Here is a 14,557-nt window from a genome sequence, read left to right on the forward strand (position 1 = left end):
CTCGCCTAGCCGGGGCAGTTACCGGGAGACGGGCCGGCGCCGCTGGATTTCATCCAAAGCCAGAGCGGAGTGCGCCACCGCCGCGCCCGCCCGCATCTCGGCGGCGACCCAGATGGCCTCCATGATTTCCGGCTCGGTGGCGCCAGCCGTCAGGGCGGCCGCGGTGTGGTGACGAATGCAATAGGGACACTGGGTGACGTGCGCCACAGCCACCGCGATCAACTGCTTGGTCTTGCCGGGCAGGGCGCCATCGGCGTAGGTCTGGCGGCTGAAGACGCGCCACGCGGCCAACATCTCGGGCGCTGCGGCTTCGCGGGCCTTGCCAATTTCCGGCGTTGCTTCCGGATAGAGTGATTTTTCCATGACGAGTTGTCCCCTTTACCCATGGTGCAACGTTTGCCGGCAAGGCTGCAAAGCTTTCAAGCGGGTGGCGTGGCGCAGCCACGCCGGGCCCCGTGCGAATCAATGTGTTACTCTGGCGTCGCAAAGTCCCGGAGGTGTGCGATGCGATTTTTTTTGCCGGCGCTGGTAGCGGCGGCCCTGCTCACCGGCGGCCCTGTAGCCGCCACAGCGCAAGCCGCGCCCGCGGCCGGCGCTTTCGAGGTAACCTCGCAACTCGGCCGCAAACTCTATGCTCTGCCCGATGACGCGGCCATACGGGCCGCGCAGCATGCGCTCGCCGCTGACCCTGGGAACCCCAAGCTGGTGCTGGCGCTCTCGCTCGCGCAGGCCAACCAGCGGCAGTATCGCGAGGCGATTGCGACCGACACGCGCGGGCTGCGGGCGGCGCCGCGTGACGCTTCCCTGCTGCTCGAGCGCGGCCACCGCGAGCTCGGCCTGCGGGAATTCCGCCTCGCGCAGCGAGATCTGGAGCGCGCCGTGCAGCTCGATCCCCGGCTGCTGCAGGCGCACTATCACCTCGCGCTGGCGCACTATTTCCAGGGGCAGTTCGCCGCCGCCGCTATGCAGTTCTTGCGTGCGCGCGATCTGGCGACGACCGACGACGACTTGATTGACTGCTCCAACTGGGCCTACGTCTCCCTGCGCCGCGCCCGCAAACCGCAGGCCGCTGCCCGCGTCCTGAAGCGGATCACCCCGGCGATGCGCAACCATGACACGCACATCGCCTTTTATCTGCGCCTGATCCGCTTCTACCAGGGCGCTCTGCCAGCCTCGCAGGTGCAGCCGCCCAAACCGAAAGATCCGAACGACACCGAGGCCGAACTGGCGTTCGATACGGTGACCTACGGCCTAGGCAACTGGGACCTCTACCACGGCCAGCGCCGCGCGGCCCGCGCGCTGTTCCGGCAGGTGGTGACCGGCCAGGCCTGGAACGCCTGGGGCTTCATCGGCTCGGAAACCGAACTCGCGCGGGAAAAATAGTCGATTGGATCCGTACGCCTCGGCAGCCGCGCTCGTTTGAGAACTGGCGCTCGGCCCCTGCCGCCACGGTCACCTGCCCGCTGCCGCTGCAACCCACGGCGGGAAGCCTATGCGTTCCGCGCGGCGGGGCTTTTGGTCACGTTGACGGTGCCGGCCGCCAACGCCATGGGCGGCTGATCCGGAAACGTGGCAATGAGGGTCAACTGGCCGCCCGGCGCTTCCACCGTTCGCCGCAGCGTGGAGAGCGCGGCGCTCCAGGCGCGACACTTGCATTTGCTTGACTCCCAAAACATCCGCCAGTTTGGCTTGGCTGATTCTGCGGCTGTTGCGCATTTCCGCAAGGGTTGCGCGACGGTCAATCTTGCCCAGCAAGGCCTGCTCCCTGGTCTCGTTGTCACCGCTCACGAGCAGAATCCCGCGCCGTGCTGGATCGAACGCAAAAGCCACGCGCCAGACGCCGCGATCTGCACGCTCAAGGTGCCCCTGAACCGGGTTTGGCGCCGGCTGCGCATTTTTGGCTAAACCTTCTGGCCAATTACGGGTTCGGCCTCGCCAGCTTTACCATCCTTCGCGTGATACCCTGTGTCAGCCTCATGCGCGTGGTCATTCATGTCGCTCTTGCCCTTGTGTGCGGGATGTCCGCCGCGGCCCAGACCGCCGTAGTGCGCGGCCGTGCGCTCGACGCCCTGGGGCAACCTATCGCGGGCGTGCACGTCGTGCTCTCGAGCAGCGGCCGGCGGGTTGCGTCCACCGAATCTTCTGCCGATGGACGCTTCCATCTGCCGGTGCCCCCGGGCGACTATGTCTTAACGGCGCACTGGGGCAGCCAGCAACTGCAGCGCACCAGGCTACGGCTGGCAGCGGGCCAGACAAGGCGCGTGCAACTGAAATTTTCCCCTACGGCCGAGGCCCTGGCCCGGCCGGGTGCGGGCAGCGCCCAGAAACTGGCTGCGCACCAGGTGGCCAGCTTGCCGCTCGAGGAGCGCGATTCGTCAAAATTACTGCTGCTGGCTGCGGGCACGACTACCGCGTCGGGTACAGGTGGAAATTTCACCCAGCAGTATTCGGTGCATGGGCAGCGGGGCGAGGCATCGGTGTTCGCGCTCGATGGTGCCGACACGACCGACCCGGAGCTGGGTGGGGCGACGATATCGGATTTCAACGTGGATGCGATCCGGTCAATCAACAGCCTGTCGGGCGTGCTTCCCGCATCCGTGGGCGAAGGGGCGGCCGGATACGTAAATGTCATCACCAAGTCGGGCACGAAGCAATTTCACGGCGACCTGTTCGAGTTTTTGCGGAATTCGGCTTTCGACGCACGCAATTTTTTCGACCGGCAGAGCGCGACCGCTCCCGGCCGCATTCCCCGGTTCCGGCGCAACGAATTCGGCGGCACGCTGGGAGGACCGCTGGCGGAGCGCACGTATTATTTCATCGAGTACCAGGGCCTGCGGCAGACACTGGGTACGACGCAGGTACTTTCTGTACCTTCCGCCGCCGAGCGAGAGGGCCTGGATACGACCGCTTATGCCGGCGATACCCTTGATGTGCCTGTGAGCCCCGCGATCAAGCCGATTCTGGCGCGCTATCCCTTGCCGAATGACCCGAGCGGACCTTTCGGGGCGCAGACGTTCGCAACGTCGTCCGACGTTACGACACGCAGCGACCAATACTCGTTGCGACTCGACCGGCAATGGACACGGCGCTCCCAGTTGTTCGCGCGCTACACCGTCGAGAACGTGCTGGGACCGACCACCAATCCCAACCAGACCGCGTTGGACCCGGCCTTTGCGCAATTGTTCAGCGAGCACTACCGCAGCGTGGCGCTGCACTATGCGCGCATCCTGAGCCCCGATTTCACGAGCGATACACTGGTGGGCTTTATCCGCAGCACGCCGGTGTATGCCTCGCTCGACACCAGCGATCCGGCGATGAATTTTGCAGACGGGCTCTTCCAATCTTTCAATGGGCTGGGCGGGGGATTCCGGGGTATGTGGAGCAACCTGTTTCAGTTCCGTCAGAATTTTGCCGATCAGCATGGCAATCATATTTTTCAGTTTGGCGGCGAAGTGCGTTTCAACCGCGACACCTCGATATTCACCTTCAGCACCGACGGCAGCTACACCTTCGGCGCCGGCAGTGTCTATGCTCCGGTGGCCATCCGCTCGGCCAGCGGGAAGCACGACATTTCCGCCGGAGGGTTGCTTCCGGATACGCTTTCGGCGTTTTTGACGGCGACGCCATTCCAGTATTCCCAGAGTACGGCCGAACCTGGCTTTCCGCAGGGCAACCGCCAGGGCGAGGCCGCTATTCACCGCGCCGCTTACAACGGCTACTTTCAAGATACCTGGCATGTGGCGCCGAAGCTCACCCTGACCTCCGGGCTGCGCTACGAACTGGATACGCCCCTGACCGAGGCCCATGATGAGAATTCGGGGCCGCTGTTTACAGAGGGAGGCGAGCAGTGGCTCGCCAACCCGCAGCCGGTCTGGCATACCGACTGGAACGGATGGGGGCCGCGATTCAGCGCCGCCTGGCAAGCCGGCCGGACAACGCTCGTGCATGCGGGCGCGGGCATCGTCACCATTCTTTATTACCCGAACCCGGATACCGGCTCGTTCAACGGTTTTCCCTTTGCCGTCGAAACCGTAGCGACGGCTTCGCGCGGCGTGCCCGTCCCCTTCAGCCCGTCGGTGCAGACGGTGGCACTGCCGCTGCTGTATACGCCGGCGGGACAGCGCGTGTATCCGCCCAACTCCAGCTATGCGGCCCCGAACACCCCGATTGACGTAGACCGATTCGAGCGCCAGTTGGCGGCCCAGTTTCCGGGCGGCCAGGTGCGGCCGATTCAGTTGTACGGTCAGAGCCCGGATTTCGGCAACGGCTATATGGCGACCGAAGTCGTGGGCGTGGAGCACCGCTTGCGCGATTACAGCCTGAGCGCCAACTACGTGGGTGTTACCGGTGTTCATCTGATCGGCAATATCTTCCCCAACGGCTACAACGGAGCCGCCCCCGGCTTCGCCCCCTACACCCAGTTCGACGCCAGCGGACAGGTGAGCGGCGGGTTTGGCGAGGAGATCCTGTTCAGCAATCCGTTTCACTCCTCCTACAATGCCGGCGAGCTCGGGGTGCGAAAAGCGCCCGGTGCAGCCGGGCTCGGCTTTAACGCCAGCTTCACCTATAGTCATGCGATTGATAATCAGGCCGGTCAAGGCGCTCCGCCGCAGGATCCCTACGAACCGGGACAAGAGCGCGGCAATTCGAATACCGACACGCCACTCGATTTGAGCGTTTCGGTCGCCGAACAGATTCCCGCCGCAGCGCTGCCGCATCCACTGGGGTGGCTTGCGGCCTGGCAGGTGGAGGCCATCGGACAGATGAGCAGCGGCACCCCGTTCTCGGTCGTCTCCGGCATTGAGCAGACTGGGTGGGGTAACAACAGCGATAACCGCCCGGACCAGACCGGCACGCCGGTGCTCTCGACCAGCCGCAGCGTGCGCGAGGACTACTTCGGACGCAGCGCCGAGAACGCGCGCTACTTCACGGTGCCGATCGGCATCGCCGGCGGCTCGGGTCCGTTCCAGGGACGCGCGGGAACTCTCGGACGGAACACGTTCCGCGGTCCCGCCTACCGGGATTTGGACCTGGCGATTTTTCGCACCTTCGGGCTCGGCGGCAAACCCGAGCGCGCTCACCTGGAACTGCGCGGCGAGGCCTACAACGTGCTGAACGAGGTGAATTTCGCGTCTCCCAACCGCGTGCTGACCGGCGCCGGCTTTGGCCTCATTGACGCCACCAGGGGCAACTCACGCCAACTGCAGCTTTCCGCCAAGGTGATCTTTTAACGGCTGCGTGGCCCGCCGATGCGGCTCGGCACGGGGCGACTCGCGCCGCCTTGAGCCGGGACTGGGGCAAGCCTGCCTCTGGCACGTTTGCTGTTTCCCATTGCTCGGCGCGCCCTCGCCGCAGATACGGGCAGCGGCACGCTGGCCCCCGGTTCCCAAATGAGCCGACCTCGATCACGGTACAATCGGACTCGCGCGATCGCGCTGGAATGGCCAGTGTTTACAGGGGTCTTCTTCAGCTGGTCCACTCGCACCATCGCGCACGAAAATACACGGTTTGAGGTCAAGCGGCACAAAAACCGGCACCGAAAACAGTTGGGGTTATCTGGGCGGCCGGTGGCCACGCCAAGGACGGGCCTTCGCACGTCGCCAATGCGAACATTCGAACCAAACTTGCTTGCCTCATGTTTGGCAGCAGCCGCCTCATTCAATACTGCGTTGCATGCCCGTCTGTACGCGAAAATCGCATCCACGCCGATCCGGAGGGCGCCGCCGACAGCCGGTTGGACCGTCCTGGCAGGAAATCGCCTATTTTGAGGAACTGCCTAGCTCATGGTACGGCATGGCTGCTCGCCGATACCCGCGCCGGACCTCGCGGCAGCCGGTCAGACTGACGCAGCCGGGCAAGCGGCGGCTGCCCCGGCTAGTGCCGCTAAAACTGCCACTGGCACTTGGGACGGCTTGGCGGGTGCTGCCGCTGGTGCGGCGCAAGTTGCTGTGCAATAATCACTTACACGGTCGTGCTGGAGTGGCGGAACTGGCAGACGCAGCAGACTCAAAATCTGCCGAGGCTTGTCCTCTTGGGGGTTCGATTCCCCCCTCCAGCACCATTTTAAAATTGGGCTTTTAGCGCCGCGCTCACCGGTCCCCGCCGGTTGGCGAAATGCTGGGTGCGTGAAGAGGGTGACAGTTACCATTCCGGATGAGCTGGCGGCGGCGTTGGAACGCCACAGGAGCGCCCAGGAAAATCCGCAGGCGCTGGCGCTCCGTGGTGCAGAGCGCGCTACGGAGTTTCTTGCGGCAGTCCGGTTACTTGCGTGCGCCCGGACCGCTGCGCATCCGGCCTGCGACGCCGGACAGTGGACGCCGCGACATCGGCGAGAAGCACGATCAGTACCTGGCCGATGCATTTGGCGCTTGCCGATACCGGGCCTCTGTGCTTTAAAGCAGTTCCAGCCTTGGTGTAACCCGCTCCGAGGTAGAACGAGCGGCGTTCCCTGATGTCAACGCCGCAAACGCGCGGTCTGCCGGGCTATAGCTAGTCTGGAACTGCTTTAGCCGCCGGGAACCACGGGGGGCGGGGCGCCGCAGGTCGACTTCTGGGTCAGGCACGGCCATTTGACGCCGAGCTGGTCCAGGTACGTCGGGTAACGATCCTGCCGGTAATACAGCTTTTCCATGAGCGGGCGCAGCCTCCGCATCAGCGCGTCGTGCATGGCAAGATCCGGGGTTGCCTCCGGCGGCAAAAAGGAGCGGTACACAACCGGTCTGGGCGCGCCGTAAGCCTTCATGGCCAGAACCGGCTGCACCGCTTCAAAATAATGCCGGGCGCTTTGCACGAGGCGCGGGTTCAGGTAAAGGTCGAGCGCGGTCATCGCCAGCACTTTGGCGTCCACGCTGGCGCCTCCGTAGGCAATCGGCGTAGCTTCGGCCAATGCCGCCTTCCAGTTGTGAAAGGGAACTTCCGGGATATTGGCCGGGAACATGAGCCGGACGGTGGGGACGGTCCACATCACATCGCCAATATCATCCGACGGCCCGCCGAGCGGGTTGACCACGCCCGTGCCCAGCTTATCAATGTGGGTCGAGAGCCCGATAGGCGGCTTGCCAATCAGGGTTTGCACCGCTTTGGCATAGAGCTGGTCGGCGGCGGTCCAGGCGGGCATGCCCACGGCCTGGATGTTTTTGTACATGTCTTCGGCCAGCGGCTGATTGCCCCACGAGGGCCAGGCCGTGCCGATCACGTTGACATCCACCGTGGTTCCGAACATGGCCGCCGCCGCTTTGGCCACGCGGTTGGCGGTGGCCAGGTTCTGGCGCACCATCTCGGGCGTCACTTCGCGTAAGTAATACCAGTCCTCGGTGAGGTCCGGGACTACATTGGGCTCGTCGCCGCCGTTGACCAGAACATTCTGCGTGCGCGAGGCGGGATGGAAGAACTGCCGCATGTAGTTCATGCCGTTGTCAAACATCTCGGCGGACGCCAACGCGCTTTTGCCGTCCCAGGGATCGGCGGCCGCATGCGCGGTCTTGCCGTGAAAGGTGTACTGGACGGAAACCGCGGCCGTCCCGCCGCTGCGCCCATAGGAGGTCCCCAGACCGGAGGACACGTGGGTCGACAAGACGGCGTCCACATGATCGAACACCCCGGCGCGGACATACCAGGCCTTGCCGGCCAGGATTTCTTCGGCAATGCCAGGCCATACCTGCACGGTGCCGGAGATATGGTGCTGCTGCATGACCGACTGGAGCGCCAGAGCGGCAACGACCATGCCCGCCAAACCGGTGTTATGCCCCTCGGACTGACCGTTGCCGCCCACGATCATGGGCTGCTGCTTGAGTACGCCGGGCATTTGCGACAGACCTGGCAGCCCGTCTTCGTCGTTGTTTAACGACACGGTGGGGTGCCCGCTGCCATTACTCCAACTCGCCAGCCACGCGGTCGGAATGCCTGCGATTCGCCGCTGGATGCTGAACCCGTGGCGTTGCAGGATGCCGGTGAGATAGATGCCGGTCTGGACTTCGTTATAGCCAATTTCCTGGAACGAAAAGGTGGAATCCACGATCTGCTGGATCAGTTTGGCGTGCGCATTGACGTAGCCCTGGGCTTCGGCTTTGACGCTGCCGATGTTAGGGGCTTGCGCGCCTGCCGCCGCAGACAGCAGCAGCGATGCCAGCACCAGGGCCGCCGCTCCGGAAAACAATCTGAAATTCGGTCGTTGGGCAAACATACCGGCACGATACCGCCCTTGCTGCCTCTCAGCAAGCGGAATCATTGACTGGCAGGGGGCACGCTTGCGCTGCCGCTGGGGATCCGGTGCCACGCGGGCCGAAGAGGAAGTGGCCCGGCCACAGCGGACTTGCGTCCGCCCCCCGTTGCCACCCCAAGCCGCGTGCGGCTTGGGGGCACCGGCGTTGGTCGAGCTGTGGCCGAAATTCGCTCCCCGGCAACGCACGCCCGCTGGTGCTCAGGGCGTGTCCAACTTGCTGCGTAAAGCTGCCGGCGGGGCCTGGAAAAATCGACTGCCTGCTTCCATAAATGGTCCAAAAATGGAATTTGCGATTCCTGATTTTTGCATGGAAGATCTGGCCTTGGCCCGGGGGCGAAGGCTGCGGTATGCTGACGGGCGGAACGGGAGGACACAACCAATGAGGCGGAGACAGAGTTGGGCGGGGGTGGTGCTGCTCGCGGTGGCGGGCTGGCTGCTGGCGGCGCCGGCGAGGGCGCAGTTCACGATGGAGCAGGCGCTGAGCTATCCGTATCCGTATGGGCTGACGACGGCGGCCAACGGCGAGCACGTGGCGTGGGTGTTCGATGCGCACGGGGCGCGGAATGTGTGGGTGGCGGATGGTCCCGGTTTCGCCGCCCGTGAGGTCACGCATTACGCGGGCGATGAGGGCATGCCCATCGCCAGCCTGCGGCTGACGCCGGATGGAAAGACCGTGGTCTATGCGCGGGGCAGCGAAACCAATGCGCAGGGCGAGGTCGCCAATCCGACCAGCGACGTGACCCAGCCGGAACAGCAGGTGTGGGCGGCCGACAGCAATGGCGGCACGCCGCGGCTGCTGGGGACGATGAATTGCGGCTTTGAGGGCTGCGAGGATATTCAGATTTCGCCCGATGGGCGCTGGGCGGTGTGGCCGGCGCGCGGCGCTTTGTGGCTGGCGCCGGTTTCGGGTGCGCAAAAGGCGCGGAAGCTGGCGTACATTCGCGGCAACGTGTCCGACCCACAGTGGTCGCCCGACGGCAAGGCGATTGCGTTCGTCAGCAACCGGGGCACGCACGCGCTGGTTGGGATTTACCGCTTCGGGCAGTCCACGCTGGAGTATGTGGCGCCAAGCGTATTCCACGATATGATGCCGCGCTGGTCGCCGGACGGAAAACAGATTGCTTTTATCCGGCTGCTGCGCACGCACACCGGCGGGTTCTGGGAGCGGCAGCCGCAGCCCTGGACGATCTGGGCTTGGACTGCAGCGACGCGCAAGGCCAAAGAAATTTGGCGCAGCACCGATGGCCGCGACGGTTCCCTGCCAGGCGAGTGGGAAGATGCCGCATTTCAGTTTGCCGGCAATAGACAAATCGTATTCGCCTCGAGCGAAGACGGCTGGATGCATCTGTATGCCGTTCCGGCCGCAGGAGGCGCCGCGCGACTGCTAACGCCGGGGCACTATTCCATTGCGCCGGCGCCGGTCACGCTGACCGACGGCGGTGCCGCGCTGCTGTACGCCTCGAACGATGGCGACGTGGACCGGCGGCACGTCTGGCGGGTGAACGTTGCCGGCGGGGAGCCGGTGGCGCTGACGCGCGGAGCATCGCTGGAATGGACGCCGGTTGCGACGGGCGACGGGCGCGACATCTTTTTCCTGGGGTCCACGGCAACGCAACCGGCCATGCCCTATCGGCTGACGGCGAGCGGCAAAGTCATGCTGGCCGCTTCGGAGCTGCCGGCGGATTACCCTTCGGCGCAGTTGGTGACGCCGCAAGACGTGGTGTTCTCCAGCGCCGATGGCCTCGTGATCCACGGGCAGCTATTTATTCCGCATCACCATAGCGCGCACAGCCCGGCGCTGGTGTTCATGCACGGCGGGCCGCCGCGGCAGATGATGCTGGGCTATCATCCCATGGACGCCTACAACTTCATGTATGCCGCGAACGAATACCTCGCCAGCCGCGGTTTTGTGGTGCTGTCGGTGAACTACCGGCTGAGCATTATGTATGGCCGGGCGTTTGCCGATCCGCCGCATGCCGGACCGCTGGGCGCCAGCGAGTACCAGGACATTGTGGCGGGTGCGCGCTACCTGCAAAAACTGCCCTATGTCGATGCCCAGAAAATCGGATTGTGGGGCGGCTCCTACGGTGGCTACCTGACGGCGCTGGGGCTGGCGCGCAACTCGGATATTTTCAAAGCGGGGGTGGATTATGCGGGTGTGCACGACTGGCGGCTCATGCTGGGCGCGCAAGTGCCGCCGGCGGTGCGCCGGGTCGCCTACGAGGCGTCCCCGGTGGCCTCGATTGCCGCCTGGAAGTCGCCGGTGCTGCTGATTCAGGCCGACGATGACCGCAACGTGCGCTTTGCGCAGACAGTCGATCTGGTGCATTTGCTACGGGCACACCGATTGCCGTACGAATTGATCGTGTTTCCGGATGGCATCCACGATTCCCTGCTCTGGCGCACCTGGGTGCGGACGTTTGCCGCCACGGCGTCGTTCTTCCAGCGCACGCTGCAGGAAGGCCAGACAATCATGACCATTCTATCATATAAATAACCCTGGTTTTGGTCACTTTGAGCTTTAGTGATTCTGCATCTGTGTTAGAGTTGACTCGCCCAAAATCCCAGTGTGTGGGGGACACACGGGCACAGGTTGCGCCAGGCAGCGACAGAGCCCGGCGAAAATACGGATTTCGCGGAGATCGACTATTATGCGCAAACTTTCGGGAATTTCGCTGGCGACCGCTCTGGCGTTCGCTACTATGCTCACCATGTCGGCCTGCGGCGGGGCCAACACGACGCCGGTACCTTCGAGTCCCGGTTCCTCGTCCTTTAATGGCCCTGGGCCGGCGGGCAACGCGGTGGTTACGGCGGGATCGGCGGCAATGAACGCCAGTCCAGCGGCGGCGCCGGGGATGCCGAACGTGCTGACCGCGCAGGTGACGATCGGCTCGATCACGGCGGTCAACGCCAACGGCAGCACCACGGCCATCATGACGAAACCGGCGATGGTGGAGCTGACGCATCTGGGTACCAGCAGCACGCTGGTGAATGTGAACCCGCTGCCGCAGGGGACTTACAACAGCGTGACGTTCACGATTACTGCTGCGCAAGTCACCTACCTCAAGGCAGGGGTGGTGACCGTGGCCAGCACGGTGGCACCCAGCGGCGGCACAGCCAACCTAACGATCCCGCCCACGAGCGCGTCGCTGACGGAGACGTTCGGCACGGCGGTGGACGTGAACTGGCAGAATGCCTCGCAGCTCGCCCTGGAATTTGACCTGGCGCAATCGCTGAGCGTGAACAACAGCACCGGGATGGTGACCTTCGCGCCCTCCACCACGGCGACCTCGCCCACAGCCAGCGTGACCCTAACGCAAGTGGCAGGATCGACGCCGGTCGTACTGCATGTGAACGGGACCGTGACCGCGACCGACGCCACGAACAACAGCCTGGTCCTAATGACCGACAGCGGCTTCAGCGAAACCGTGTTTACCAATAGCACGACGGTGGGCGCGGCCGTTTCGAGTCTCAACACCGGGGCGGCGGTGCGGACGGATGCGACCATCAATGCCGATGGCTCACTCACGGCGCTGACGCTGGAGACGGCAGACAACGGGCTGGCGGAAACGATTCCGTCGGGCAGCAAGGCGACGGCGGCGGCGGGTACGGTGGACGAAGGGGTGGTGACCTCGCCGGCGGCCGGCAGCGCGACCTCGACTTCGTTCACGATGGTGGTAACCAACAGCACGAATCCCTCGCTCGTAGGCCAACTGATCACGGTGGATATCAATCCGGGAGCGATCACGACCGTCATCGCGGCGGATCCGGCCGCGGCCTATGCCGGACAAAGCGCCAAATTCACGTTTGACGCAACCCAGCTATTTGCGGGCCAGGCGGTGTGGGTAGCGGGTAACACGGACGCAACGAGCACCAAGACCAACACCATCGTGGATGCAACCAACGTGATGCAGTCGCCGGTCAGCCTGGATGCGACCACAGCCGCGGTAAAAGCGACGGTCGGAACCGATGGGACCACGGACACCGCCTTCCTCTTCCCCCTGGCGGCTTCCTTCTCCGGTCTGCCCAGTGGCACGGCCGTGGCGGGCACGGCGGTGACGTGCGCCGCGGTCGGGTCGGGCGCGCCGCCAAGTCCGTGCACGGCGGCGAACCTGGAGGGTCCGTACCTGTCTTCGACCACGCAGATTCTGAAAACGCCGGCCGGCAACACCGTCGGCGCGCGCGGTTATCTCACCCAAACGGGCGGGATCAACAGCCTGGCCATCATCAGTGCTTACGATGCGGCGGCACTGCCGAAACCCTGATTCAGCGCAGCCAGAAACCTCCAACCCAAGCCCGCCGGCGCAAACCGGCGGGCTTTTTTGTTTTATTTCGAGCCGCGCAGATAGGCGTCGTCTTTGGTGATCCAGTCCTGGCGGGGCGGGGTGAAGACGTCCACGTCGACAGTGTCTTCGAGCGCCACGGCGGCATGGGGCAGGTGGGGAGGAATGCAGAGCACTTCGCCGGCGCGGACGACCAGCTCGCGGCCGTCGATGGAGAACTGTAGCGCGCCCTCGAGAATCCAGGTCACCTGCTCGTTGGCGTGACTATGGCGGGGGACCTCAGCGCCTTTTTTCAGCAGAATACGGGCGAGCATGATCTGGTCGCCAACCACGAAATGGCGCTGGATGAGGGGGTTGAGGGTTTCCAGTTCCAAATCGGTCCAGCGGGTATGCAGGGGTTGGGTCGCAGCAGACATTTTGTTTCCTCCCGGAGGAAATTTTACCTCGCCTGGCGGCAATCCCGGCGGGCAATCACTTGTAAATCAATGAGTTGCTGAGTGGCAGGGAACGTGCACTGGATGGACTCGTGTGTCGCTATGGGCAACTGGAGGGGACTCTATGCACAAATACAGTATTTCCATAATGGCCATTTTCGTGGCCGCGGGCCTGCTGGCCGGCTGCGGTGGCAGCGGGGCTCTGAGCACGACGGGCAGCAGCAGTGCGGCGGGCGCCAGCCCGACGGTAGTTACCGTGGGGGATGCGCCGATGAGTAGCGTACTGGCGGCGCTGGTGACGATTTCCGGCGTGACGTTTACCAGCGCCAGCGGCAGCGTGTCGCTGCTGCAGCAGCCGCGCACCGTGGAGCTCACCCATCTGGGCGGCATCCGCGCGCCCCTGGAGCTGAAGCCGCTGGCGGCGGGCACCTACACCAGCATGAGTATTACGGTCAGCGCGGCGACCATTACCTACATCGATCCCACAACGGGGCAGCCGGTAACCGCGAAAGCGACTATTCCCGCGGCGGCGGCAACGGATACCATCACGCTGAATCCGCCGCTGCAGGTGAGCGCACAAGGGGCGACCGATGTGCGCTTCGATTTCGACCTGCAAAGTTCACTCGACCTGACCGGCAGTACGGTGACCTTCACGCCCAAAATTGGCGGGGCTGCAACCAGCGTGGAGAGTGAAGATGACGATCAGCGGAGTGTACATGTGGATGGAACGGTAAGCGCGGTAGACACGACGGCCAACACGATCGCGATCAAAGCCGGCGATAGCGGGCTGAACGTCACCCTGCACGTCACCAGCGATACAGAATTTGACGACAATGTGTCGCTCGCGACCCTCCAGGTGGGCACGCAGATTGATACCGTCGACCGGCTGAACGTGGACGGCTCGCTGACGGCGTTGAAGATCGAAGACACGGACGGCGGCACGGAAGAAAACCAGCAGGGCGATATCGACGGCGGCATCGTGACCGCCGTGACACGCGACAGCCAGAATCAGTTGACCAGCTTCACGATGGTGATCCGCGACAGCCTGGACTTCGATACGCTGGGGCAGACGCTGACCGTGGAAGTGAACAGCGGCACCGTCTTCAAGGACAGCATGATGGCGCAGGCGGCGGGGCTAGCGAGCTACGACCAGAGCTCAATCTTCGTGGGCCAGGGCGTCTGGGTGGCGGGCACGGCAGTGCAGACGGCCAGCAGTACGGTGCTGGCGACCGAAATCCGGCCGGCGGCGGTGAGTCCGTTCGGGCTGACCTCGGCGGCGGTGCAGGCGGCAGCGAATGGCGGCTTCACCATAACCCTGCTGCTCGACAACCAGACCAGCTTTGATAAATTTGCGGGGCTGACGACGCTGACCGTCGAAACGAACGCCAGCACGGAGTTCGACGGCAATGGCCTGACCAGTACGACGGTGGCTAGCCTGCCGGCGGGCACGCCGCTGGTGGCGCGGGGCTATCTGGCCGCGGTCAGTTCTGCCAGCGGCAGTAGCGACGTGCTGTTCTGCACCTTCTTGCGCGAGGAAAGCCACTAGGGAGAAGTGCTTCCGCGTGTAAGGCAGCCCGGCGCTCGTCCCCAGAGCGCCGGGCTTGTTCTGCGGCTCGCGC

8 protein-coding genes, 1 tRNA gene and 2 pseudogenes are annotated in these 14,557 nt (G+C 64.3%); 6 read left to right on the forward strand and 5 right to left on the reverse strand.

Annotation, left to right across the window (positions count from 1 at the left end; genetic code table 11):
• Positions 1-18 precede the first annotated feature (18 nt).
• The gene (locus EPN33_00675) at positions 19-363 is read right to left on the reverse strand and encodes a carboxymuconolactone decarboxylase family protein (protein ID TAN24317.1); all 345 of its coding nucleotides are present in this window, start codon (positions 361-363) and stop codon (positions 19-21) included.
• A 141-nt stretch (positions 364-504) separates the two neighbouring features.
• Here EPN33_00675 and EPN33_00680 point away from each other — a divergent pair, with 141 nt between their 5' ends.
• Entirely contained in the window at positions 505-1,383 is an 879-nt protein-coding gene (locus tag EPN33_00680) for a hypothetical protein (protein ID TAN24318.1), read from the forward strand.
• Between the two features lie 107 nt (positions 1,384-1,490).
• On the opposite strand, the pseudogene EPN33_00685 reads toward EPN33_00680, so the two are convergent.
• Both EPN33_00685 and EPN33_00690 read right to left on the reverse strand, forming a co-directional pair.
• Positions 1,491-1,716: pseudogene (locus tag EPN33_00685) on the reverse strand (transcriptional regulator).
• 60 nt (positions 1,717-1,776) lie between these two features.
• Positions 1,777-1,857: pseudogene (locus tag EPN33_00690) on the reverse strand (addiction module toxin RelE).
• Positions 1,858-1,955: 98 nt separating this feature from the next.
• Here EPN33_00690 and EPN33_00695 point away from each other — a divergent pair.
• Together EPN33_00695 and EPN33_00700 are read left to right on the forward strand one after the other, a co-directional pair.
• Positions 1,956-5,231, forward strand: coding sequence for a hypothetical protein (locus tag EPN33_00695; GenBank protein TAN24319.1), 3,276 nt, complete (start codon positions 1,956-1,958; stop codon positions 5,229-5,231).
• Between the two features lie 742 nt (positions 5,232-5,973).
• Positions 5,974-6,061 (forward strand) — tRNA-Leu (locus EPN33_00700).
• A gap of 444 nt (positions 6,062-6,505) precedes the next feature.
• Here the strand turns inward: EPN33_00700 and EPN33_00705 are convergent.
• A complete protein-coding gene (locus tag EPN33_00705) occupies positions 6,506-8,227 on the reverse strand; it encodes an amidohydrolase (protein TAN24320.1) in 1,722 nt (573 codons plus the stop codon).
• Between EPN33_00705 and EPN33_00710 the strand changes: the two genes are divergently transcribed.
• Together EPN33_00710 and EPN33_00715 are read left to right on the forward strand one after the other, a co-directional pair.
• The gene (locus EPN33_00710) at positions 8,079-10,718 is read left to right on the forward strand and encodes a S9 family peptidase (GenBank protein TAN24321.1); all 2,640 of its coding nucleotides are present in this window, start codon (positions 8,079-8,081) and stop codon (positions 10,716-10,718) included. The genes EPN33_00705 and EPN33_00710 overlap by 149 nt on opposite strands.
• A gap of 154 nt (positions 10,719-10,872) precedes the next feature.
• A complete protein-coding gene (locus EPN33_00715) occupies positions 10,873-12,486 on the forward strand; it encodes a DUF4382 domain-containing protein (protein ID TAN24322.1) in 1,614 nt (537 codons plus the stop codon).
• A 62-nt stretch (positions 12,487-12,548) separates the two neighbouring features.
• On the opposite strand, the gene EPN33_00720 is transcribed toward EPN33_00715, so the two are convergent.
• Entirely contained in the window at positions 12,549-12,920 is a 372-nt protein-coding gene (locus tag EPN33_00720; protein TAN24323.1) for a cupin domain-containing protein, read from the reverse strand.
• A 142-nt stretch (positions 12,921-13,062) separates the two neighbouring features.
• Here EPN33_00720 and EPN33_00725 point away from each other — a divergent pair, with 142 nt between their 5' ends.
• On the forward strand, positions 13,063-14,484 hold the full coding sequence (locus EPN33_00725; GenBank protein ID TAN24324.1) for a DUF4382 domain-containing protein: 1,422 nt from the start codon (positions 13,063-13,065) through the stop codon (positions 14,482-14,484).
• Positions 14,485-14,557: the final 73 nt, after the last annotated feature.

The sequence above is a fragment of the Acidobacteriota bacterium genome, from assembly GCA_004299485.1.
In the GTDB taxonomy this organism is placed as follows: domain Bacteria; phylum Acidobacteriota; class Terriglobia; order Terriglobales; family SCQP01; genus SCQP01.

What these genes read in the sequence shown, in the direction of transcription:
- EPN33_00675 (TAN24317.1), bottom strand. Translation starts at nt 363, where the DNA reads ATGGAAAAATCACTCTATCCGGAAGCAACGCCGGAAATTGGCAAGGCC.
- EPN33_00680 (TAN24318.1), top strand. Translation starts at nt 505, where the DNA reads ATGCGATTTTTTTTGCCGGCGCTGGTAGCGGCGGCCCTGCTCACCGGC.
- EPN33_00710 (TAN24321.1), top strand. Translation starts at nt 8,079, where the DNA reads ATGTTAGGGGCTTGCGCGCCTGCCGCCGCAGACAGCAGCAGCGATGCC.
- EPN33_00705 (TAN24320.1), bottom strand. Translation starts at nt 8,227, where the DNA reads ATGATTCCGCTTGCTGAGAGGCAGCAAGGGCGGTATCGTGCCGGTATG.
- EPN33_00715 (TAN24322.1), top strand. Translation starts at nt 10,873, where the DNA reads ATGCGCAAACTTTCGGGAATTTCGCTGGCGACCGCTCTGGCGTTCGCT.
- EPN33_00720 (TAN24323.1), bottom strand. Translation starts at nt 12,920, where the DNA reads ATGTCTGCTGCGACCCAACCCCTGCATACCCGCTGGACCGATTTGGAA.
- EPN33_00725 (TAN24324.1), top strand. Translation starts at nt 13,063, where the DNA reads ATGCACAAATACAGTATTTCCATAATGGCCATTTTCGTGGCCGCGGGC.